The sequence below is a fragment of the Enterobacter sp. 118C5 genome (assembly GCF_034107645.1).
GTDB classification, from domain to species: Bacteria; Pseudomonadota; Gammaproteobacteria; order Enterobacterales; family Enterobacteriaceae; genus Enterobacter; species Enterobacter nematophilus.
Map to the genome: position 1 here is coordinate 95,753 of NZ_JAWNEU010000004.1, position 23,726 is coordinate 119,478.

Annotated in this window: 19 protein-coding genes; 13 read left to right on the forward strand and 6 right to left on the reverse strand. The window is 56.5% G+C overall.

Annotation, left to right across the window (positions count from 1 at the left end; translation table 11 throughout):
- Positions 1 to 39: 39 nt before the first annotated feature.
- The 6 genes from ileS to UTO39_RS10265 all read left to right on the forward strand — a co-directional run bounded on the left by ileS (position 40) and on the right by UTO39_RS10265 (position 6,291).
- Positions 40 to 2,856 (forward strand): isoleucine--tRNA ligase, encoded by a 2,817-nt coding sequence (ileS, locus tag UTO39_RS10240; RefSeq protein WP_266179295.1) that lies wholly within the window; start codon positions 40 to 42, stop codon positions 2,854 to 2,856.
- Positions 2,856 to 3,356 carry a signal peptidase II gene (lspA, locus tag UTO39_RS10245; protein ID WP_061099274.1) on the forward strand — a complete coding sequence of 167 codons (501 nt, stop codon included), beginning with the start codon at positions 2,856 to 2,858 and terminating at the stop codon, positions 3,354 to 3,356. Before ileS ends, lspA begins: the two co-directional genes overlap by 1 nt.
- 57 nt (positions 3,357 to 3,413) lie before the next feature.
- Positions 3,414 to 3,863 (forward strand): FKBP-type peptidyl-prolyl cis-trans isomerase, encoded by a 450-nt coding sequence (gene fkpB / locus UTO39_RS10250; RefSeq protein ID WP_003856450.1) that lies wholly within the window; start codon positions 3,414 to 3,416, stop codon positions 3,861 to 3,863.
- Position 3,864: 1 nt separating this feature from the next.
- Entirely contained in the window at positions 3,865 to 4,815 is a 951-nt protein-coding gene (gene ispH / locus UTO39_RS10255; protein ID WP_061099273.1) for a 4-hydroxy-3-methylbut-2-enyl diphosphate reductase, read from the forward strand.
- Between the two features lie 158 nt (positions 4,816 to 4,973).
- Positions 4,974 to 5,528, forward strand: coding sequence for a glucose-6-phosphate isomerase family protein (locus tag UTO39_RS10260; RefSeq protein ID WP_320727112.1), 555 nt, complete (start codon positions 4,974 to 4,976; stop codon positions 5,526 to 5,528).
- Entirely contained in the window at positions 5,521 to 6,291 is a 771-nt protein-coding gene (locus UTO39_RS10265; RefSeq protein ID WP_320727113.1) for a glucose-6-phosphate isomerase family protein, read from the forward strand. The genes UTO39_RS10260 and UTO39_RS10265 overlap by 8 nt, the downstream gene beginning before the upstream one ends.
- Positions 6,292 to 6,318: 27 nt before the next feature.
- Here UTO39_RS10265 and UTO39_RS10270 read toward each other — a convergent pair whose 3' ends face one another.
- The 5 genes from UTO39_RS10270 to UTO39_RS10290 are packed head-to-tail and all read right to left on the reverse strand — an operon-like array spanning position 6,319 to position 10,623.
- A complete protein-coding gene (locus UTO39_RS10270; RefSeq protein ID WP_061099270.1) occupies positions 6,319 to 7,137 on the reverse strand; it encodes a PTS system mannose/fructose/sorbose family transporter subunit IID in 819 nt (272 codons plus the stop codon).
- Positions 7,137 to 7,934 (reverse strand): PTS sugar transporter subunit IIC, encoded by a 798-nt coding sequence (locus tag UTO39_RS10275; protein ID WP_320727114.1) that lies wholly within the window; start codon positions 7,932 to 7,934, stop codon positions 7,137 to 7,139. The genes UTO39_RS10270 and UTO39_RS10275 overlap by 1 nt, the downstream gene beginning before the upstream one ends.
- A 10-nt stretch (positions 7,935 to 7,944) precedes the next feature.
- On the reverse strand, positions 7,945 to 8,439 hold the full coding sequence (locus tag UTO39_RS10280; protein WP_320727115.1) for a PTS sugar transporter subunit IIB: 495 nt from the start codon (positions 8,437 to 8,439) through the stop codon (positions 7,945 to 7,947).
- Positions 8,440 to 8,449: 10 nt separating this feature from the next.
- Complete coding sequence (locus UTO39_RS10285; protein WP_266179292.1) at positions 8,450 to 8,878, reverse strand: PTS sugar transporter subunit IIA; 429 nt, start codon at positions 8,876 to 8,878, stop codon at positions 8,450 to 8,452.
- A 2-nt stretch (positions 8,879 to 8,880) separates the two neighbouring features.
- A complete protein-coding gene (locus UTO39_RS10290; RefSeq protein ID WP_320727116.1) occupies positions 8,881 to 10,623 on the reverse strand; it encodes a class I mannose-6-phosphate isomerase in 1,743 nt (580 codons plus the stop codon).
- Between the two features lie 187 nt (positions 10,624 to 10,810).
- On the opposite strand from UTO39_RS10290, the gene UTO39_RS10295 reads away from it, so the two are divergent.
- The 5 genes from UTO39_RS10295 (at position 10,811) to UTO39_RS10315 (ending at position 17,991) form a co-directional block, all read left to right on the forward strand.
- A complete protein-coding gene (locus UTO39_RS10295; protein ID WP_320727117.1) occupies positions 10,811 to 11,818 on the forward strand; it encodes a LacI family DNA-binding transcriptional regulator in 1,008 nt (335 codons plus the stop codon).
- Positions 11,819 to 11,950: 132 nt separating this feature from the next.
- Positions 11,951 to 12,772 (forward strand): 4-hydroxy-tetrahydrodipicolinate reductase, encoded by an 822-nt coding sequence (dapB, locus tag UTO39_RS10300; RefSeq protein WP_320727118.1) that lies wholly within the window; start codon positions 11,951 to 11,953, stop codon positions 12,770 to 12,772.
- A 454-nt stretch (positions 12,773 to 13,226) separates the two neighbouring features.
- Positions 13,227 to 14,375 carry a glutamine-hydrolyzing carbamoyl-phosphate synthase small subunit gene (carA, locus tag UTO39_RS10305; protein WP_061099263.1) on the forward strand — a complete coding sequence of 383 codons (1,149 nt, stop codon included), beginning with the start codon at positions 13,227 to 13,229 and terminating at the stop codon, positions 14,373 to 14,375.
- An 18-nt stretch (positions 14,376 to 14,393) separates the two neighbouring features.
- Entirely contained in the window at positions 14,394 to 17,618 is a 3,225-nt protein-coding gene (gene carB, locus UTO39_RS10310; RefSeq protein WP_008502028.1) for a carbamoyl-phosphate synthase large subunit, read from the forward strand.
- A 139-nt stretch (positions 17,619 to 17,757) separates the two neighbouring features.
- Entirely contained in the window at positions 17,758 to 17,991 is a 234-nt protein-coding gene (locus UTO39_RS10315) for a YgdI/YgdR family lipoprotein (RefSeq protein WP_023310357.1), read from the forward strand.
- Positions 17,992 to 18,039: 48 nt separating this feature from the next.
- Here UTO39_RS10315 and UTO39_RS10320 read toward each other — a convergent pair whose 3' ends face one another.
- Positions 18,040 to 20,952, reverse strand: coding sequence for an autotransporter outer membrane beta-barrel domain-containing protein (locus tag UTO39_RS10320; RefSeq protein WP_320727119.1), 2,913 nt, complete (start codon positions 20,950 to 20,952; stop codon positions 18,040 to 18,042).
- Between the two features lie 362 nt (positions 20,953 to 21,314).
- Here UTO39_RS10320 and kefF point away from each other — a divergent pair, with 362 nt between their 5' ends.
- Complete coding sequence (gene kefF / locus UTO39_RS10325) at positions 21,315 to 21,845, forward strand: glutathione-regulated potassium-efflux system oxidoreductase KefF (RefSeq protein WP_061099262.1); 531 nt, start codon at positions 21,315 to 21,317, stop codon at positions 21,843 to 21,845.
- Complete coding sequence (gene kefC / locus UTO39_RS10330) at positions 21,838 to 23,703, forward strand: glutathione-regulated potassium-efflux system protein KefC (RefSeq protein ID WP_061099261.1); 1,866 nt, start codon at positions 21,838 to 21,840, stop codon at positions 23,701 to 23,703. Before kefF ends, kefC begins: the two co-directional genes overlap by 8 nt.
- Positions 23,704 to 23,726 lie beyond the last annotated feature (23 nt).

Genomic DNA, 23,726 nt, shown 5'->3' on the forward strand with positions numbered 1-23,726 from the left:
CTTAACTGCCTACGTGATAAATACGGAACCGAGAATCTGATGAGTGACTATAAATCAACCCTGAATTTGCCGGAAACAGGGTTCCCGATGCGCGGCGATCTCGCCAAGCGTGAACCGGGAATGCTGGCGCGTTGGACCGATGATGACCTGTACGGCATCATTCGTGCAGCCAAAAAAGGCAAAAAAACCTTCATTCTGCATGATGGCCCTCCATATGCGAATGGCAGCATTCATATTGGTCACTCTGTAAACAAGATTCTGAAAGACATTATCGTGAAGTCCAAAGGACTCGCGGGATTTGACTCGCCTTACGTTCCGGGCTGGGACTGCCACGGTCTGCCGATCGAGCTGAAAGTGGAGCAAGAGTTTGGTAAGCCAGGCGAGAAGTTCACCGCTGCAGAGTTCCGCGCGAAGTGCCGCGAATACGCAGCCACCCAGGTTGAAGGCCAGCGCGCTGACTTTATCCGTCTGGGCGTGCTGGGCGACTGGTCGCACCCGTACCTGACCATGGACTTCAAAACCGAAGCCAACATCATCCGTGCGCTGGGCAAAATCATCGGTAACGGTCACCTGCACAAAGGCGCGAAGCCGGTGCACTGGTGCGTGGACTGCCGTTCTGCGCTGGCTGAAGCGGAAGTGGAATATTACGACAAAACGTCACCTTCTATCGACGTGGCCTTCGAAGCGGTCGATCAGGATGCCATCAAAGGCAAATTCGGTCTGCCTGGCGTTAGCGGCCCGATCTCTCTGGTGATCTGGACCACTACCCCGTGGACGCTGCCAGCCAACCGCGCAATCTCTCTCTCCGGCGAGTTCGAATACGCGCTGGTGCAGATTGATGGCCGCGCGGTTATCCTGGCGAAAGATCTGGTTGAAAGCGTGCTGAAACGCGCGAATATCACCGACTACACCGTGCTGGGCACCGTAAAAGGCGACGCGCTGGAGCTGATGCGCTTCAAACACCCGTTCCTGGACTTCGACGTTCCGGCGATCCTGGGCGACCACGTGACGCTGGACGCGGGTACTGGTGCGGTACATACCGCCGGTGGCCACGGTCCTGACGACTACAACATCAGCCTGAAATACGGTCTGGAAATCGCCAACCCGGTTGGCCCGGACGGTTCTTACCTGCCTGGCACTTACCCGGCGCTGGACGGTATCAACGTCTTTAAAGCCAACGACATCATCGTTGACATGCTGCGCACCAGCGGCGCGCTGCTGCACGTTGAGAAAATGCAGCACAGCTATCCATGCTGCTGGCGCCACAAGACGCCGATCATCTTCCGTGCGACCCCGCAGTGGTTCGTCAGCATGGATCAGAAAGGCCTGCGCGAGCAGTCTCTGAAAGAGATCAAAGGCGTGCAGTGGATCCCTGACTGGGGCCAGGCGCGTATCGAATCCATGGTGGCTAACCGTCCTGACTGGTGTATCTCCCGTCAGCGTACCTGGGGCGTGCCTATGTCTCTGTTCGTGCATAAAGAGACGCAGGAACTGCATCCGAACACCCTGGAACTGATGGAAGAAGTGGCGAAGCGCGTCGAAGTTGACGGCATTCAGGCGTGGTGGGATCTCGACGCTCGCGACATCCTGGGCGCGGACGCGGACAGCTACGAGAAAGTGCCGGACACCCTGGACGTGTGGTTCGACTCCGGGTCTACTCACGCCTCCGTGGTTGACGTGCGCCCTGAGTTTGCCGGTCACGCTGCCGACATGTATCTGGAAGGTTCCGACCAACACCGCGGCTGGTTCATGTCATCCCTGATGATCTCCACCGCGATGAAGGGCAAAGCACCTTACCGTCAGGTACTGACCCACGGCTTCACCGTGGATGGTCAGGGCCGTAAGATGTCCAAATCCATCGGTAACACCGTTTCTCCGCAGGACGTGATGAACAAGCTGGGCGCGGACATCCTGCGTCTGTGGGTGGCCTCTACCGACTACACCGGCGAAATGGCGGTGTCTGACGAGATCCTGAAGCGTGCTGCCGACAGCTATCGTCGTATCCGTAACACCGCGCGCTTCCTGCTGGCGAACCTGAACGGTTTTGATCCAGTGAAAGACATGGTGAAACCGGAAGAGATGGTCGTGCTGGACCGCTGGGCGGTAGGCTGCGCGAAAGCGGCGCAGGAAGACATCGTTAAGGCGTATGAGTCCTACGACTTCCACGAAGTGGTGCAGCGCCTGATGCGCTTCTGCTCCATCGAGATGGGCTCGTTCTACCTCGATATCATCAAAGATCGCCAGTACACCGCGAAGGCGGACAGCGTGGCGCGCCGTAGCTGCCAGTCCGCGCTGTTCCACATCGCAGAAGCGCTGGTGCGCTGGATGGCGCCGATCATGTCCTTCACCGCAGATGAAATCTGGGGCTATCTGCCGGGCGACCGTGAGAAGTACGTCTTCACCGGCGAGTGGTATGAAGGTCTGTTCGATCTCTCCAGCACCGAAGCAATGAACGACGCCTTCTGGGACGAGCTGCTGAAAGTGCGTGGCGAAGTGAACAAGGTGATTGAGCAGGCGCGTGCTGACAAGAAAGTTGGCGGCTCTCTGGAAGCGGCAGTAACCCTGTACGCCGAACCTGAGCTGGCGGCGAAGCTGACCGCGCTGGGCGATGAATTGCGATTTGTCCTGTTGACCTCCGGTGCAAAAGTTGCGGATTATGCCGAGGCTTCTGCTGACGCTCAGCAGAGCGAGTTGCTCAAAGGCCTGAAAATCGCGCTGAGCAAAGCCGAAGGTGAGAAATGCCCGCGCTGCTGGCATTACACGACCGATATCGGCCAGGTGGCGGAACACGCAGACATCTGCGGACGCTGTGTAAGCAACGTCGCCGGTGACGGCGAAAAACGTAAGTTTGCCTGATGAGTAAAACTCTCTGTTCAACAGGACTGCGCTGGCTGTGGCTGGTTGTGGTGGTGCTGATTATCGATCTGGGCAGTAAGTTCCTGATCCTCCAGAATTTCGCTCTGGGGGAGACGGTTCCGCTGTTCCCGTCGCTTAACCTGCACTATGCGCGCAACTACGGCGCGGCGTTTAGCTTCCTTGCCGACAGCGGTGGCTGGCAGCGCTGGTTCTTTGCGGGTATCGCTCTTGGTATCTGCGTGGTGCTGGCCGTGCTGATGTACCGCTCGAAGGCCACGCAAAAGCTGAATAACATCGCCTACGCGCTGATCATTGGCGGCGCGCTGGGCAACCTGTTTGACCGCCTGTGGCACGGCTTTGTGGTCGATATGATCGACTTCTACGTTGGCGACTGGCACTTCGCGACCTTTAACCTGGCCGACACCGCAATTTGCATCGGTGCGGCGTTAATCGTGCTGGAAGGCTTCTTGCCTAAACCGGCGGCGAAAGAGCAGGCGTAATTGTCAATGCCGGGTGACGCGCTGCGCCACCCGGCACAACATTAAAGAGCAATGTGTATGTCTAAATCCGTACAGAGCAACAGCGCGGTTCTCGTTCACTTCACGCTGAAGCTGGATGACGGCTCCACGGCTGAATCCACCCGCAATAACGGCAAACCTGCCCTGTTTCGTCTCGGCGATACCTCCCTGTCTGAAGGTCTTGAGCAGCAGCTTCTGGGCCTGAAAGAGGGCGAGAAAAAAGCGTTTTCGCTGGAGCCGGATGCCGCGTTTGGCGTGCCAAGCCCAGACCTGATTCAGTATTTCTCGCGCCGCGAGTTTATGGACGCGGGCGAACCGGAAATCGGGGCGATTATGCTCTTTACCGCTATGGACGGCAGCGAAATGCCTGGCGTGATCCGCGAGATTAACGGCGACTCTATCACCGTTGACTTCAACCATCCGCTTGCCGGGCGTACCGTTCATTTTGATGTTGAAGTGCTGGAGATCGATCCGGCACTGGAGGCCTGAAATGCAGATCCTGTTGGCTAACCCGCGCGGCTTCTGCGCCGGTGTAGACCGCGCTATCAGCATTGTTGAAAACGCGCTGGAGATTTACGGCGCGCCGATTTACGTGCGTCACGAAGTGGTGCATAACCGCTACGTGGTGGACAGCCTGCGCGAGCGCGGCGCTATTTTCATCGAGCAGATCAGCGAAGTGCCGGACGGTGCGATCCTGATCTTCTCCGCGCACGGCGTCTCTCAGGCGGTCCGTAACGAAGCGAAAAGCCGCGATTTAACCGTTTTCGACGCAACCTGCCCATTAGTGACGAAAGTGCATATGGAAGTGGCGCGCGCAAGCCGTCGCGGTGAAGAGTCGATTCTGATTGGCCACGCCGGTCATCCGGAAGTCGAAGGCACCATGGGCCAGTACAGCAACCCGGAAGGGGGGATGTATCTGGTTGAATCGCCGGATGATGTCTTTACGCTGAACGTGAAAAACGAAGCGCGTCTGTCGTTTATGACCCAGACCACGCTCTCCGTGGACGATACGTCAGACGTGATTGACGCCCTGCGCCAGCGCTTCCCGAAAATCGTCGGGCCGCGTAAGGATGACATCTGCTATGCAACCACCAACCGTCAGGAAGCGGTGCGCGCGCTGGCTGAACAGGCGGACGTGGTGCTGGTGGTCGGCTCTAAAAACTCCTCTAACTCCAACCGTCTGGCCGAACTGGCGCAGCGCATGGGGAAAGCGGCGTTCCTGATCGACGACGCGACGGACATCCAGGAAGCGTGGGTTAAAAATGCGGCCTGCGTAGGCGTTACCGCAGGCGCTTCCGCGCCGGATATCCTGGTACAGAACGTGATTGCGCGCCTGCAGGAGCTGGGCGGTGGCGAAGCGGTTCCGCTGGAAGGACGCGAAGAGAACATCGTCTTCGAAGTGCCGAAAGAGCTGCGCATCGACGCCCGCGAAGTGGAATAATCTCCTCTCTGATTTGAAAAATGCCGGTGGCGAAAGCTTCCGGCATTTTTGTTTCTGGTTAACTGTGATTAACCATCAGCATTAATGCCTTTATCGGGAGGTTAATCGTTTAATCTGCCAGAATGAAGTGGCTGTTCTCCTCGGGCCGGAGACTGAAAATGAACTCAGATATCTTTCTGCCACCTCAGGTGGCATGGGCTACCGGCGCGCTAGCCGGTGGGCCTCTTATCCGTAAAACGACCCGCCTTACCGATCTCCCCGGCATCTTCGCGGACGGTGAGGCGTGGAGGCGTGGTAATCCTCAACAAAGCGTGTATGACGTGGATGTCCTGGGTTCCCCCGCGGGCGAGGGGGCGCTTTGCGTCGGTGTGACTCACCTGTATACGGGGAACGTGGGCGATGAGTTCTTTATGACGCGCGGCCATTTTCACGCGCGCCGTGAACAGGGGGAAGTCTATTTTGGTCTGCGCGGCGTTGGGTTGCTGCTGCTGCAAACAGAGGCGGGGGACGCGCGGCTGGAGGAGGTGACGGCAGGCTCCGTGCATATTATTCCGCCTTTTACGGCGCATCGCTTGATTAACACGGGCAAGGAGACGCTATCTTCGTTTGCCGTCTGGCCAGTCATCGCGGGACACGACTATGCGGCGCTGGCAGAAGGTTTTGCCCTGCGGGTCTTTACCTCGGGGCAGGGCTTCGAGGTGCGCCATGGCTAACTATGGGCTTGATATGACCATTACCCATCAGCCGCTCGGTTTCAGCTACGGAGATGACGTGACTGGACCGATGCCGGAGATCAGGACCCTCGATCAGATCCGCCCGTCGCTGCGCAACCCGGATTGCGAAGGGCCAGAGCAGGTGTACGCCATCGCGATGGACGTGGCGCGCCTGTCGGACAGGCAAGAGCTTGAAAAGCGGATGCTGCTTTTTGGCGTGGTGACCTACGCCGCCGGTACGCTCGGCGATGAGCCGGTCCGTAGCCAGGGTCATATCCACCGCATCAGCCAGCACAGCGGATGGTCGCCGCCCGAGCTGTATGAAATCTGGCAGGGTAAAGCGATTATCTACATGCAGGAGTATGTTGACGACGATCCGGGCCGCTGTTTTGCGGTGCTCGCGGGGCCGGGTGAAAAGGTACTGGTCCCTCCGGGATGGGGACACGCGACGATTTCCGCCTCGCCCAGCGAGCCGCTGACGTTTGGGGCATGGTGCGATCGAGAATACGGCTTTGAGTATGACGCCGTTCGCGCGCGAAAAGGGTTGGCCTGGTACCCGTTAGTTCAGGGCGATCATATTATCTGGCAGCACAACGGTCACTACAGACCGGGGCGATTGCAGATAATTACGCCGCGTAATTATCCGGAGTTCGGCATTACCGATGCGCCTGTTTATCAGCAGTTTATCGACGATCCGGCGCGGTTCCAGTTTATTTCACGTCCGGATAAAGCGGCGGAACTGTGGGATAACTTCCATCCGTAGAGAAACCGGGGCAATGCCCCGGCTTTCTTATCCTGCAAACAATCCAGACGCCACGCCAAGCGCGGCGAGGATCAGCAGCAATATCATGGCTTTTACCGGCGACACGCCGCGCTTCGCCATCAGATACCATGTCCCCAGCACCACGGCCAGAGGAAGCAGCTGCGGGAAAATACCGTCCAGCATCTGCTGCACGTGGATGTTAACCCCATCCCGGGTGATGAACTCCAGCCCGGTCCCCAGCTTCACGTAGCTGGCCGCCACGCCCCCCATGACGAAAACGCCCAGCAGCGAAAGCGCTTCCCGCAGTCGGGTGGACTTGCTGCTGACCAGCATCTCAACGGAGCCTGAACCCATCTGGTAGCCTTTAAGAAACAGGAACCAGGAGCCCGGAATAATAATGGCCAGCCAGGCGACGGTGTAAAACAGCGGGCCCAGGATATTCCCGCCTGCCGCCAGCGCCATCCCGATACTGAGGAGGATCGGGATCAGCATGCCGGGGATCATCGAATCCCCGATCCCGGCGATCGGACCCATCAGGCCCACCTTCAGGGTGTTTATGGTTTCACCATCGATCGGCTCGCCGTTGGCTTTCTTCTCCTCCAGGCCCAGCGCCATGCCGTTAACGATCGCGCCAATCTGTGGCTCAGTATTGTAGAACGACGCGTGACGGCGCAGCATCTCGGTGCGCTGAACCGCGTCGGGGTAGAGCTTTTTCGCCACCGGCAGCATGCTCAGGCAAAAGCCGAAGGATTCCAGACGCTCAAAGCTCATTGAGGAGAGGTTGTGCATCATCCACGCCCGCCAGCAGCGGCGCAGATCCTTGCGGGTAAGTTTACGTTCTTCCATCAGAATTCATCCTCGTCGTCGGGTACTGGGGCTGAAGTCGCGGCCTGCGGTGCTTCGGGTTTATAGTTGTAATGAATCAGCGCCAGCAGGGCACCCACGATCACCAGCGCAACCATATTGAGCTTCAGGAACACGATGCAGACGAAGCCCACCAGGAAGTAGATGAGCATGGTGTAGCTTTTAATGATCTGCTTAAGCAGGATGGCAATACCGACGGCGGGCAGGATGCCGCCCAGCACGTTCATGGTGGAGAGCACGATACGCGGCAGGCTGTCCATAAAGCCGCTGATGTACTGCGCGCCGAAAAAGACGGCGATGAAGGTAGGCACAAAGCGCAGAACAAAGTTCATCGCCTGCGGCCAGATGGCGCTGTTGAGGTAGATCCCGCGCTCGTCGCCTTTTTCCAGCGCCACATCCGCACGATGGTTCCAGAACGAGTTCAGCACCATCATCGCATTAAAGAGAATGGTTCCGGCAATACCGATGGTTGCTGCCAGCGCGACGGCGACTTCAGGTCCTTTACCGGAAAGTATCCCGAGCGCAATGGCCGGATACGCCACAAAGTTTAAATCTGCCGGCATCGAGCCGCCGGGGGTCACCATCGCGATATACACCGCCTGCACCGCTACGCCGATCATAATCCCGGTTTTGATATCGCCCAGTATCAGGCCAACCAGCATTCCTGAGATGAGCGGGCGGGAAATAAGATACCATCCGCCAGTCAGCCCTAAGAGCCACGGGCTGCTGAGGGCGCCCAGATAGCAGAGCAGGCCAATTAAAGCCGCTTCGATAATCATGATCTGCTCCTTATTTCAGCTTCTGTCTGACGTCCTGCCAGCTATAAAAACTGGCATCGGGAACCAGGCGAAATTCAATCGCGTGCCCCTGCCCGGTTAGCCACTCGAAGGCCGAGGCTTCCTCGGCCGTTACTGACTGATTCGGGCCTATGGTGACCGTGTTCCCCCGGGCGCTCATCGGCCCTACGTTTATTTTCCCGTTGCTGTTTTTCAGGCTAATTCCTGCCTGCTCTATGCGCTGCAGCGCGACGGGCGATTTGCCAATCACAAAATAGCGCTTTTCGCTGGCAATCACTTTTGGCAGTTTTTCAATGGCCGTTAGCGTATCGAACAGCCACACTCTGGTGTCAGAAACAGCGCCTTTCATGACCGACGACAGCAGCGGATCGGCCGCGACGGCATCGTCAATGGCAACGATACCGTCACAGGGCAACTCCCTGGCCCAGCGCGTGATGAGCTGCCCGTGGATCACGCGGTCGTCAATGCGTACAAAAGAAATACTCATATGCGGCTCCTTAAAAATCGTCTGTCTGTGCGGTATCTACCGGTTTCGCCTGTACCAGCGTCGGCAGGGTGAGATTGATAAGCTTTGCGGCAGCATGATGAACGTCGCATGCCGTCATTACCTCGTCGGTTTGCAGCAGCATCGGGAAATTGACGCCCGCCACCGCGGCGACCGGCGGCTGCGTGAGTGGATTAAATGCAGACTCGCAGGCCACGTTCCACGGCGTGCCGCTTTGCATATCGCACAGCACCAGCACGCCGTCGGCATCCACGCTTGCGGCTTCCAGCGCGGCGCTGAAGTCGCGCCGGAAGCCCTCAATCCCCGCCTGCTCGGTCAGACACACGGCCTGTACGCCGGGAAGGTCGCCGTACACCATCCGGCCGCTTTCCAGCAGCGCGGCGGCAAGCGGGCCGTGGGTCGCGACAATAAAATGAATCATCGTTAGCTCCTTACCCAGGCTTTGATGGTCGCCAGCGCCTGCCCGGAAACATTGGTTGAGGGGGAAATACGGTATTCCCCCACGTTTGCCGGAATGATGAAGGTTTCGGCGTAATGGACGACAAATGGTTCGAAAGCGCCGGTAGGGCTGTCGACGATTGCTTCGTCGCCCTCTACCAGATTCAGCACGTTCACGCCGCCATTGGTGTGATGCACAACGGGCTCGCTAAACCAGTGGCGGCGGGTTTCGATAAATTCACGCTCGTGCAGGCCGGTGCGTTCTTCACGCCAGCCGTTTCCTTCCGCGATAGGTTCGAACTGATTCACCAGATGTTGATGGACCCACTGCGTGTCTCGTTGCCAGTCGATCACCTTCTCGCCATGGTTCAGATGGACCGGACGCGGCAGGCCATCCAGCCCCAGACGGCCCCAGTCCCAAAGCTTGAAGGTGAAGATATACGGCGTGGCGCTGATCTCCAGCACCATGGTGCCCGCGCCAGAACAGTGCACCGTACCGGCGGGGATCAGGAAGTGGTCGTGTTTTTTCGCCGGGATCTGATTAACGAAGCGGGCGTCATCAAAGTTTTTTTCACCACGGCCCGCGCGCCTGAGATCGTCCATCATGGCCTCCGGTTCGGTGCCGGTTTTGGTGCCCAGATAGACCACGGCGCCCGGCTCGGCTTCCAGAATGTAATAGCTCTCATCCTGGGTGTAGTGCATCCCGAACTGCTGCTGGATGTATTCCGTAACCGGATGGACCTGGAAACTCAGGTTCTGGCCGCCAATGGTATCGAGGAAATCAAAACGGATCGGGAACTCCGCGCCGAAACGCGCGTGAACCTTCTCGCCCAGCAGAGCGCGAGGCTCAAGCAAGACCAGATCCTGAGAGGGGATCTCGATCCGCACTGCGCCAAAACGCAATAACAGGCTGTTCTCCTCGGGCACGCAGTCAAAACACCATGCGTAATTGGGTGCAGAGGGATCGAGATCGAATTGCTGTTTCATCCACTGGCCGCCCCAGACGCCGGGATCGAAAAATGGCGCTACGCGAAAAGGCTGAGTGGTGGTCTGCTTAAGCCCGGCACGAAGGGCCTCGCCGCTGACCATCGCGGGCTGGTTTGCCTGTGTCGTATCCAGTAAAAAGTCGGTGCGCCTGAGCAGCGGTGTTTTGTGACGGTCGAAGACGCGCCATTCAACAAAAAAAGCCCGCTTGTAGCGACGAAGCATATCCTCATGCTGATTCTCTGCCCCCCAGTTCCCCATCTCACCGCTGCGCATACGCTGTTGGATCTCCCAGCGCGGAAGATCGGCGTATACCAGCACATCACCAGGGTGAATAAGCGCAGCGCCGGGGCCGTAAATCACAATCAGCCCCTCGGCACACTGGCTTACCTGAGTTTGCTGTGCCTCCAGACGCGCGGGGTCAAAAAATTCAGCGAGCTGGTGGCAGGAGAGTACGCCAAAAACGCGATCGTCGGTGAGGTTGCGCGCCAGCATTTCATGGATGGCGGGCTCATCCTGTCGCGCCTGCCCGGCATTGACCGTTAGCGCCGGGCGTAACCGCGGCAGCACATTCTCTTCAAGCTCGTTCAGGCGCACGCCCGGATAGCAGTCAATCACCAGGACAGTGCGGCTTCGCTGCTGAGTTTTGGCGGCAAGAACGCGGGTAATATCCTCCCAACCTTGCCAGGCGCTGTCGTCATAACCCTCTATCGTCACCGTGGGGAATTTGTCGTAAGTTGTCATTTCATCCTCCAGAATCGTTATTTAAGGTTATTCGATTAACCGTGTTTGAGAAGTGTGGTTAACGCGATTAACCCGCCATAAATAGCAATGCAATCCCGATCGGTAGCGGTAATGTGAAGAGACTCACAGGGAAAAATGCAAAAAACAGGTTATTCGATTAATCTGTAATGAAATGGAAGGAGACAGCATGACGGGAATTACACTCGCAGACGTCGCGAAACGCGCTGGCGTGTCAACGGCAACGGTCTCAATGGTGCTGTGTAATAAAGGCCGCATTTCGCAAAATACGCGTGCGCGCGTGCTCAAGGCGCTGGATGAAACGGGCTATGTCTATAACCAGACGGCAGCCAATTTACGTAACCGCAGAAGCAATCAGGTCGGACTGCTATTGCACGATATCACCAACCCTTTTTACGGGGAGATGACGGCAGGGCTCAGTCATGAAATGGAGCGCCACGAGCTGATGCTTTTTCTGGCGAACAGTGAGGAGTCCGCAGAGCGACAGCAAAAATTTGTCGATTCGCTGATGCGCAATAACGTTGGCGGCATGGTGCTTTGTGCGGCTCGTGAAACGCCACAGGCTTTTTTTGATGGGCTTAAGCGGCGCAATATTCCGGCGATCATGGTTGTGCGCCCGCTGGACGATGCGGATTTTGATTTTGTCGGCACGGACAACTTTTTAGGTACGCAGATGGCGACAGAGCACCTGCTCAGAATGGGGCATCGGAATATTGCGTTTATCGGAGGTAGCCAGAATTCGGGTTCGCGGGCGCAGCGTATCGGTGGCTTTACCAGCAAGCTGCTGGAATACGGCGTGACGCCGAATCCTGCCTGGATCAGGACTTCGCAGGCCAGCCAAAGCGACGGCGCTCGCGTTGCGGAGACGTTACTGCTTGAGCATCCAAACATCAGCGCTGCGATTTGCTATCAGGATATTGTGGCACTTGGGGTGATGCAGAGTTTACGCAAGATGGGGCGCGAACCGGGGCATGATTTCGCGCTGGTCGGCTTCGATGATATTACCGAAGCGGCTCTGGTGCAGCCGGCGCTGACCACCGTATCGGTGGCGGCTAAAGAGATTGGCCGTAAAGCGGGGGAGTTACTGTACAGCCGCATACAGGGCAATGACGAGCCCGCCAAACGGATCATACTGCCGCCTGCGCTGGTGGTGCGGGAATCATGCGGTTTTCGCTGACGATCATGTCTTTAACTGATATCTCTCCCTGTTTATCATTAAATTCTAATTATTGGCGTTTTCTGTGGCAGCCTTTGCAAAGGCTGGTTAATCTGAAAACGGTTTACATCATTTTAACGTAAGAGAATAACTATGCATGATGCACAGATCCGTGTCGCCATTGCGGGCGCGGGTGGACGTATGGGCCGCCAGCTGATTCAGGCGGCACTTCAGATGGATGGCGTGGGGCTGGGCGCGGCGCTGGAGCGTGAAGGCTCATCGCTTTTGGGTGCCGACGCAGGTGAGCTGGCGGGCGCGGGAAAGACGGGCGTTACCGTTCAGAGCAGCCTTGACGCGGTTAAAGATGACTTCGATGTGTTTATCGACTTTACCCGCCCGGAAGGGACGCTGACGCATCTGGCATTTTGCCGCCAGCACGGCAAGGGAATGGTCATCGGCACCACCGGTTTTGACGACGCGGGTAAGCAGGCCATCCAGGATGCATCAAAAGAGATCGCGATTGTCTTCGCGGCGAACTTTAGCGTGGGCGTTAACGTCATGCTCAAGCTGCTGGAGAAAGCAGCGAAGGTGATGGGCGACTATACCGACATTGAAATTGTCGAGGCCCACCACCGCTTTAAGGTTGATGCGCCATCAGGCACGGCGCTGGCAATGGGCGAAGCGATTGCTCATGCACTCGATAAAGATTTAAAAGACTGCGCGGTCTATGCCCGCGAAGGTCACACCGGCGAACGCGTACCGGGCACCATTGGTTTCGCAACGGTGCGTGCGGGTGACATCGTCGGCGAACATACGGCGATGTTCGCCGATATTGGCGAACGCGTTGAGATTACACATAAAGCCTCAAGCCGAATGACGTTCGCCAACGGCGCCGTACGCTCCGCTTTGTGGTTAAAAAACAAGGAAAACGGTCTTTTTGATATGCGAGATGTGCTGAATCTCAACGATTTGTAAGCATTATTACCCATCGTGATGTGGTTATTGCAGTCGTAATTGTTTGATTGCATAGGGCAATATTTTATTGCCCTTTTATTTTAGCCTCTTTATTGCGTTTTTAGTTTAAAAAAGATTAAAACTTCACTCTTATCACGATTATCCGTTGCTGAAATGTAAATTTTGACCATACGGTCCACTTTTTAAAGCTCCTGCGCCGTATTTACCATTAAACCAGGCGCGCAAGCGATTTCTGCAGTGATTTACCTGATCTTTTTGTCGGTTAAGCTTCATTCTTCTCGCCAGACTTGCAAAAGACTAAACAAAATATCCGTTTTAAGTTGACTTTTACCCACCAAATCTCCAGAATGCCGCCGTTTGCCAAAAATCCGCTGGCAACACATTTGCATTGATCTATGACATAGTCATGAATTAATATGCAAATAAAGTGAGTGAATATTCTCTGGAGGGTGTTTTGATTAAGTCAGCGCTATTGGTTCTGGAAGACGGAACCCAGTTTATCGGTCGGGCCATAGGGGCAACGGGTTCGGCGGTTGGGGAAGTCGTTTTCAATACTTCAATGACCGGTTATCAAGAAATCCTCACTGATCCTTCCTATTCTCGCCAAATCGTTACTCTTACTTATCCTCATATCGGCAATGTCGGCACCAACGCGGCTGACGAAGAATCCTCTCAGGTACATGCGCAAGGCCTGGTCATTCGCGACCTGCCGCTGATTGCCAGCAACTTCCGCAATACTGAAGACCTCTCTTCTTACCTGAAGCGCCATAACATCGTGGCGATTGCCGATATCGATACCCGTAAGCTGACGCGTCTGCTGCGCGAGAAGGGTGCACAGAACGGCTGCATTATCGCAGGTGATAACCTCGATGCGACGCTGGCGCTGGAAAAAGCGAAAGCCTTCCCGGGCCTGAACGGCATGGACCTGGCGAAAGAAGTGACTACCGCGGAAGCCTACAGCTGGACGCAGGGGAGCTGGACGCTGGAAGGCGACCTGCCGGAAGCGAAAAAAGAGAGCGAGCTGCCTTTTCACGTGGTGGCCTACGATTTCGGCGCCAAGCGCAACATTCTGCGCATGCTGGTTGATCGCGGCTGCCGCCTGACGGTGGTACCGGCGAAAACCTCCGCCGAAGAGGTGCTGAAGATGAACCCGGATGGCATCTTCCTCTCTAACGGCCCGGGCGACCCGGCACCGTGCGATTACGCCATCGCCGCCATCAAGTCCTTCCTGGAAACCGACATCCCGGTATTCGGCATCTGCCTCGGCCATCAGCTGCTGGCGCTGGCGAGCGGTGCGAACACCGTCAAGATGAAGTTCGGCCACCACGGTGGGAACCACCCGGTGAAAGACATCGATAACAACACGGTGATGATTACCGCGCAGAACCACGGCTTTGCCGTCGATGAAGCCTCTATGCCGGCTAACCTGCGCGTGACGCACAAATCACTGTTCGATGGCACCCTGCAGGGTATCCACCGTACCGATAAGCCAGCGTTCAGCTTCCAGGGTCACCCGGAAGCCAGCCCGGGCCCGCACGACGCCGCGCCGCTGTTCGATCACTTTATCGAACTTATCGAGCAATACCGTAAGACCGCTAAATAATCAGGAGCCGAGAAGACAATGCCAAAACGTACAGACATAAAAAGCATCCTGATCCTTGGCGCTGGCCCGATCGTCATCGGCCAGGCCTGCGAATTCGACTACTCCGGCGCGCAGGCGTGTAAAGCCCTGCGCGAAGAGGGTTACCGCGTTATCCTGGTAAACTCTAATCCGGCAACCATCATGACCGACCCGGAAATGGCCGATGCGACCTACATCGAGCCGATTCACTGGGAAGTGGTGCGTAAAATCATCGAGAAAGAGCGCCCGGATGCGGTACTGCCGACCATGGGCGGCCAGACGGCGCTGAACTGTGCGCTGGAACTGGAGCGTCAGGGCGTGCTGGCCGAGTTCGGCGTGACCATGATTGGTGCGACCGCCGACGCGATTGATAAAGCAGAAGACCGTCGCCGCTTTGACGTGGCGATGAAGAAAATCGGCCTCGACACCGCGCGTTCCGGTATCGCGCACAACATGGAAGAGGCGCTGGCCGTTGCGGCTGAAGTGGGTTATCCGTGCATCATCCGTCCATCGTTCACCATGGGCGGCACCGGTGGCGGTATCGCCTACAACCGCGAAGAGTTCGAAGAAATTTGCGAGCGCGGTCTGGATCTCTCCCCAACCAAAGAGCTGCTGATTGATGAATCGCTGATTGGCTGGAAAGAGTACGAGATGGAAGTGGTGCGTGATAAAAACGACAACTGCATCATCGTCTGCTCCATCGAAAACTTCGATGCGATGGGTATCCACACCGGCGACTCCATCACCGTTGCGCCAGCCCAGACGCTGACCGACAAAGAGTATCAAATCATGCGTAACGCCTCGATGGCGGTACTGCGTGAAATCGGCGTGGAAACCGGCGGTTCTAACGTGCAGTTCTCCGTGAACCCGAAAACCGGCCGTCTGATTGTTATCGAAATGAACCCGCGCGTGTCCCGTTCCTCCGCGCTGGCCTCTAAAGCGACCGGCTTCCCGATTGCGAAAGTGGCGGCGAAGCTGGCGGTGGGTTATACCCTCGACGAGCTGATGAACGACATCACCGGCGGGCGCACCCCTGCGTCCTTCGAGCCGTCCATCGACTACGTTGTGACCAAAATTCCTCGCTTTAACTTCGAGAAATTCGCCGGCGCGAACGACCGTCTGACCACCCAGATGAAATCCGTCGGGGAAGTGATGGCGATTGGCCGCACGCAGCAGGAATCCCTGCAGAAAGCGCTGCGCGGCCTCGAAGTGGGCGCGACCGGCTTTGACCCGAAAGTGAGCCTGGACGACCCGGAAGCGCTGACCAAAATCCGCCGCGAGCTGAAAGACGCGGGCGCAGAGCGCATCTGGTACATCGCCGATGCCTTCCGTGCTGGCCTGTCCGTCGACGGCGTGTTCAACCTGACCAACATCGACCGCTGGTTCCTGGTGCAGATTGAAGAGCTGGTGCGTCTGGAAGAGAAAGTGGCAGAGCTGGGCATCAACGGCCTGGACGCAGACTTCCTGCGCATGCTGAAGCGCAAAGGCTTTGCCGATGCGCGTCTGGCTAAGCTGGCGGGCGTGCGCGAAGCGGAAATCCGCAAGCTGCGCGACCAGTATGACCTGCACCCGGTTTACAAGCGCGTGGACACCTGTGCGGCAGAGTTCTCAACCGACACCGCGTACATGTACTCCACCTATGAAGACGAGTGTGAAGCGAACCCGTCCGTCGACCGCGACAAGATTATGGTGCTGGGCGGCGGTCCAAACCGTATCGGCCAGGGTATCGAGTTCGACTATTGCTGCGTGCACGCCTCGCTGGCGCTGCGCGAAGACGGGTACGAGACCATCATGGTCAACTGTAACCCGGAAACCGTTTCTACCGACTACGACACCTCTGACCGCCTCTACTTCGAGCCGGTTACCCTGGAAGACGTGCTGGAAATCGTGCGCATCGAGAAGCCAAAAGGCGTTATCGTGCAGTACGGCGGCCAGACCCCGCTGAAGCTGGCGCGCGCGCTGGAAGCGGCAGGCGTGCCGGTTATCGGCACCAGCCCGGATGCGATTGACCGTGCGGAAGACCGCGAGCGTTTCCAGCAGGCGGTTGACCGTCTGAAGCTGAAGCAGCCCGCGAACGCCACCGTGACCGCCATCGAACAGGCTGTCGAGAAGGCGAAAGAGATTGGCTATCCGCTGGTGGTGCGTCCATCCTACGTGCTGGGCGGCCGCGCGATGGAAATCGTCTATGACGAAGCCGACCTGCGTCGCTACTTCCAGACGGCGGTGAGCGTCTCCAACGATGCGCCAGTGCTGCTCGACCGCTTCCTCGATGACGCGGTAGAAGTGGACGTAGACGCCATCTGCGACGGCGAAATGGTGCTGATTGGCGGCATCATGGAGCACATCGAGCAGGCGGGCGTTCACTCCGGTGACTCCGCGTGTTCTCTGCCGGCGTACACCCTGAGCCAGGAAATCCAGGACGTGATGCGCCAGCAGGTGCAGAAGCTGGCCTTCGAGCTGCAGGTTCGCGGCCTGATGAACGTCCAGTTCGCGGTGAAAGACAACGAAGTCTACCTGATTGAGGTGAACCCGCGTGCGGCGCGTACCGTACCGTTCGTCTCCAAAGCGACCGGTATTCCGCTGGCGAAAGTGGCGGCGCGCGTGATGGCGGGCCAGACGCTGGCGCAGCAGGGCGTGACCAAAGAGATCATCCCGCCGTACTACTCGGTGAAAGAAGTGGTGCTGCCGTTCAACAAATTCCCGGGCGTTGACCCGCTGTTAGGGCCAGAAATGCGCTCTACCGGGGAAGTGATGGGCGTAGGCCGCACCTTCGCCGAAGCGTTTGCGAAGGCGCAGTTGGGCAGCAGCTCTACCATGAGAAAATCGGGCCGTGCGCTGCTCTCCGTTCGCGAAGGCGACAAAGAGCGCGTGGTTGACCTCGCCGCCAAGCTGCTGAAACAGGGCTTCGAGCTGGACGCAACCCACGGTACGGCGATTGTGCTGGGTGAAGCCGGTATCAACCCGCGCCTGGTGAACAAGGTGCATGAAGGCCGTCCGCACATTCAGGATCGTATCAAGAATGGCGAGTACACCTACATCATCAACACCACCGCAGGCCGCCAGGCGATTGAAGATTCCAAGCTGATTCGCCGCAGCGCGCTGCAGTACAAAGTGCACTACGATACCACCCTGAACGGCGGTTTCGCGACGGCCATGGCGCTGAACGCGGACGCCACCGAGAAGGTGATTTCAGTGCAGGAAATGCACGCGCAGATTAGCAAGTAAGACAAATTGCCCGGTGCCGTTCGGTTGCCGGGCATTTTCCCCATCTTCAGAACCTTCTGGTTTTTCATCCGCTTTCAGTCAGTTAGCCTAAAATGGTTAGGTCGATAACTAAATTCATCTGAGAGCAGGGGAAAACACCATGCAAAATAAATTACTGATCGCTTCCGTTCTGGCTGCCACTACAATGTTCACCGTCGCGGGCTGTTCGTCCAATCAGGCCGTAAAAACTACCGATGGCAAAACCATCGTGACTGACGGGAAGCCGCAGGTGGATGACGATACCGGTCTGGTGTCGTACAAAAACGCCGAAACCGGTCAAACTGAACAGATTAACCGTGACCAGGTTAAATCGATGGGCGAACTGGATAATTAAAAAAAAGCAGTGGCATCAGCCACTGCTTTTTTGCTTCGTGCTGAAAGATTACCAGCGGTGATTCAGCAGGATATGACCGCCGTAAGCGGCATAGCTGTTTTCACCCCATTCGCCGCTGGCGCGCAGGGAGATCGTCGTGGTTTCGTTCAGATTGCCGGTGACGCCCAGCTCTAGCTGACCGCGATCTTCAGGCGTATCGTTGCTGACGGTTTCGTCGTTGAATGCCAGATCGTTTTGACCAGCACCTTTCAGCCAGTTAACCGCAACGTACGGCTGCCATGCGGTGACGTCTTTCTGCTGGAAGTAGCTGGATTTCACGCCCAGACGACCGAAGAGGCTGTCATTGTCCAGCGTGGTGACGCGAACGCCGTCGCGATCGGTATGATTTTCCTGATCGAGATAGCTGTAGATCACCTGCGCCTGTGGCTCGATCTTCCAGGTACGTTCGTTTTCAGACTGGATGACCCACGCGTGGCCGACTTCAACAGACGCGGCAAAGCCTTCGCTATCGTAGTCTTCATCGTTGCGGTTGCTGGTCACTTTGTTGTTATACCAGCTATAGGCGGCCCAGGTATCAATGTAGCTGCCCAGACGTAATTTCTGATCTTCCTGCCAGGTGGCGTACATCCCAACGTTGAAACCATCTACCTTGCCCTGCGCATCACGCACGTTGTGCTTTGCATCAGGGTGGGTTTTCGCCTGGCCAGCACCGAACATGCCGCCGGCACGCAGAATACCGTTGTCCAGAGGCTTGCTCATGAAATCGCTGCCGACTTGCAGAACGGTAGTGGTGGTGTCGTAGCTGACTTTATCGCCGCCTGCATCGTTCTCATGATAACGACCTTTTACGTACATCCAGGTGTTCAGATCGTCTTCATTGCGGAAGGTAATTTGGTCACGGTCATCGCGCTTATGCAGGAACATGCTTTGTGCGGCGAGGTAGTTGCCTAAGTAAGCCCCTACTTCAGGCGCCATCACTTCCGGGGCATTGCTGCCGCCGTTGTCGGTATTGTCACCCTTGTCGCTGTTATCGCCGCCGTCTGTATTGCCGCCACCGTCGTTATTTCCGCCGCCATCGGTATTGCCACCGCCGTCGGTATTACCGCCGCCATCAGTGTTACCACCGTCATCGGTATTATCACCGCCATCGGTATTGTCCCCGCCGTCGGAAGGCTCATCAGAAGGTGTCGCCTTTGATTCCAGGTACCAGTTGCCGTCTTCGTGCTGATAAAGGTTGTATTCATAAGCGCCGGCAACAACCGGTGCTGCCAGGGTCAGCTGGGCTTCGGAGCTGCCGCCTACGCTTACAATTTCCATACCGTTAACGGTTTGCGCGCCTTCACCACCAATATTGGTAATGCTTACTTCGGACTGACCGAAGCTGCTGCCGGTAATGGTGAGGTGGTCGGTTGGCGCATCATCTTCACCCACAGTGCTGTTCATCACAATCTGGCTGCCGTCAGAACCGGTGTAGTCGCCGTTAATCGTGAAATCATTGCCTACGCTACGATCGGCCGCGCTGAGCAGCAGCGTGCCGCCGTTCGTCACGTTGCCGTTCACCGTATCAACTCCGGCATCCCTTAGCGTTGAGTTACCCGCAATCGCATTCCACGCTGCCAGCGTACCGCCGGTAAGTACGGCGACGTTGTTGTTAACTTCGCCTGCGGTGGCAAAGGTTGCACCGTTTTCCACGGTGACGGTGGCGTTACTGCCTTTGACGCCGAGCATGGCTTCGGAAGCGACCAGCGTGGTTCCGCTGTGCAGAACCGTATTTCCTGTATAGCTATTTTGGCCGGTCAGCATCAGGGTGTTTGAATCCACTTTTTCTACGTTACCGCTACCCGTCATGCCGGTAGAAAAAGTTGAATTGCTGCCCTGGTTAAAAATGACGGTACCGTTGTTAGTAAGGCCACCGCTGAGCGTCGCGGTTTTTTGACCATCGCCCAGCTGCAGCGATGCGTCTTTTGCAACAAGGGTATTACCCGTATTGGATACCGCGCCCGACAGGGTTAATGCGCCGGTTTCTACCTGCAGAGAATCGGCAGAGCCGATAATGTCGAGGTTACCCGCCAGCGTCCAGCTTTCACCTTCCATTTTAACGCTGGCAAAGCCGTCGCCCTCATTCAGGCCAACGAAGTTGCTGTCTTCCGTGCCGGTGCCGACCAGTGTGAGGGTATTTCCTTTTGAACCAGTGGAAATAACGTCACCCTCCAGGGAGGAACCCGTGTCGAGAACCAGCGTGTTATTTTTATCGCTGGCAAACGTAATTGCGTTGGTATCACCGCCGATCGTTCCGCTATTCGTAATATCTACTTTTGCAGTATCTTTAACGTTAATACCGTTTTGGGAGCCCTTCACGGTAGCGCTGTTTAAAACCTTGGTATTGCCATCACTTAACGTAATAGCATCGCCGCTTGTACCGATTATTGTGCCGCTGTTATTAATACCAATGCCAATCTGAGACGTCAGGCCTGTTTTACCTTTGATCGTTGCCGTGCTGGTATTGGTTATGTTAACTGCTGAGGAGTTCTCGCTGACAAATATGCCGTTTTCCGCGCCGGTAATACCGCCATCATTATTAAAATCACCGAGTATTGACTGAATGTTTACCGCATTCCCGTTGGTAGAGGAAATGGTTGCGCCACTCTCATTGTTAATAACGACGCGTTGTGCGCCAGTATTAATGTCCAGACCATTGCCTGTGCCGGAAATATTGCCGTTGTTTGTGACAGTGGTGACATTAAATCCGGTCACTGACACGCCCGATTCATTACCTGCGGAGGAAATTGTGACGTCTTTACTAATCACATATTCTGAATCGGCTGAAAAATCTTGAGGTACAGAAGTTGATTGGTCAATCGTTGCAGAAAACGCAACGACAGGAGTACACATTAATAAGGCAGGAAATAGCTTACCCAGAGTTTTGGTTGTATTGTTCAATCTAAAAAATTTGTTGCTCATGTACACATCCATTTGATTGAGAAGTAACATCAGGTAACGTATGTAAGAACGTATATTGGTTTGGAAATAATGAGCTCACAGAAAAGAGCGTAAAATTATTATTTTTTCAATGGGTTATGTACAGGTTGATTTATTAAATAGTAATTTAAGGTGCTCTAAAAATATCCGTAGCCACTATGGTTAAGTATTATTATTTTGTTGGGTGAATTTGTCGTAGCGGCATCTTAGTGCCAGTAACGCTCGCAAGGCGGCGTCGGTTGCCAATACTTGCGTTTTACTTTGGGGTCTTAGTTTGCCCCTTTCAGTCGGGAAGGTAACTGTCTACACTCACTGCTACAGAAAAGAAGAAGACAGGCATATTCATGATTCTGATAATTTATGCGCATCCCTATCCGCACCATTCGCATGCGAATAAGCGGATGCTTGAGCAGGTAAGGACGCTTGATAACGTAGAGATACGTTCCCTCTATGAACTCTATCCCGATTTTAATCTCGATATCGCCGCCGAACAGGAGGCGCTCACCCGTGCCGATCTGATTATCTGGCAGCATCCTATGCAGTGGTACAGCACGCCTCCGCTCCTAAAACTGTGGATTGATAAGGTCTTTTCTCACGGCTGGGCGTATGGCCACAACGGCCATGCGCTAAAAGGCAAAAGCCTGATGTGGGCGGTTACCACCGGCGGTGGGGAAAGCCACTTTGATATTGGTGCCTTCCCGGGTTTTGACGTGCTGGCGCAGCCGCTGCAGGCCACGGCGCTTTACTGCGGGCTAAACTGGCTTCCGCCTTTTGCGATGCACTGCACCTTTGTTTGCGACGATGAAACGCTGCAGGCGCAGGCTCGCCATTATAAACAACGCTTGCTTGAGTGGCAGGAGACGCATCATGGATAGCCATACGCTGATACAGGCGCTGATTTATCTCGGCGCGGCGGCGCTGATTGTGCCAGTGGCGGTACGTCTGGGGCTGGGCTCTGTTCTCGGTTACCTGATTGCGGGCTGCGTCATTGGGCCGTGGGGCTTTCGACTGGTCACGGATGCGGAGGCGATCCTCCATTTCGCTGAAATTGGCGTTGTGCTGATGCTGTTTGTGATTGGCCTGGAGTTGGATCCGCAGAGGTTATGGAAGCTTCGCGCCTCGGTATTTGGCGGCGGGGCATTGCAGATGGTGGCCTGCGGCCTGCTGCTCGGTGGGTTCTGCATCCTGCTGGGCATGGACTGGAAAGTGGCGGAGCTCATCGGCATGACGCTGGCGCTCTCCTCAACGGCCATCGCCATGCAGGCGATGAACGAGCGTAACCTGACGGTCTCTCAGATGGGGCGCAGCGCGTTCTCGGTGTTGCTGTTCCAGGATATCGCTGCTATTCCGCTGGTGGCGATGATCCCGCTGCTGGCGGCAAGCGGCTCGTCCACCACGCTGGGTGCTTTTGCGCTGTCGGCATTAAAAGTCGTGGGAGCGCTGGCGCTGGTGGTCCTGCTTGGCCGCTACGTGACCCGTCCGCTGCTGCGGTTTGTGGCCCGCTCAGGCCTGCGCGAAGTGTTCAGTGCCGTGGCGCTGTTCCTGGTGTTTGGCTTTGGTTTGTTGCTGGAGGAAGCCGGGCTGTCGATGGCGATGGGGGCATTCCTTGCGGGCGTTCTGCTGGCGAGCTCTGAATATCGACACGCGCTCGAAAGCGATATTGAGCCGTTTAAAGGATTACTGCTGGGGCTGTTTTTCATCGGGGTGGGGATGTCCGTCGACTTCGGCACGCTGGTCACGCACCCGCTGCGGATCGTCATCCTGCTCGTCGGTTTCCTGGTCATTAAAATGGCGATGCTGTGGCTGATTGCGCGCCCATTGAAGGTGCCGAACAAGCAGCGCCGCTGGTTTGCCGTGCTGCTGGGTCAGGGAAGCGAATTTGCCTTCGTGGTCTTTGGCGCCGCGCAGATGGCAAACGTGCTCGATCCCGAGTGGGCGAAAGCGCTGACGCTGGCGGTCGCGCTGTCGATGGCGGCAACGCCTGTTCTGCTGGTGGTGCTGACGCGTCTCGAAAAATCGGGCAGCGAGCAGGAGCGCGAAGCCGACGAGATCGACGAGGAGCAGCCGCGCGTTATCATCGCCGGGTTTGGCCGCTACGGGCAGATCGTGGGGCGTTTACTGCTGTCGAGCGGGGTGAAAATGGTCATCCTCGATCACGACCCCGACCATGTCGATACCCTGCGTAAATTTGATATGAAGGTGTTTTACGGCGATGCGACCCGCGTCGATCTGCTCGAATCCGCCGGGGCGGCAAAAGCCGAGGTGTTGATTAACGCCATTGACGATCCTGAGACCAGCATGCAGATGGTGGAGCTGGTAAAAGAGCATTTCCCGGGGCTGACCATTATCTCCCGCGCGCGCGATGTGGATCATTACATCCGGCTGCGTCAGGCGGGCGTAGAGGCACCGGAGCGTGAAACGTTCGAAGGCGCGCTGAAGTCTGGCCGCATGGCGCTGGAGAATCTTGGGCTTGGCGCGTATGAAGCGCGCGAACGTGCGGACCTGTTCCGCCGCTTTAACACCGGGATGGTGGAAGAGATGGTGGCGATGGCTGGCAGCACGGCCACGGAGCGTGCGGCGGTGTTTAAACGCACCAGCGCGATGCTTACAGAAATCATTAATGAGGACCGTAATCACCTGTCGCTGATCCAGCGTCATGGCTGGCAGGGCACGGAAGAGGGCAAGCATACCGGCGATCCGGCTGACGAGCCTGAGAGTAAACCTTCCGCGTGAAGTGGAGTTGCCAGCAATAATAA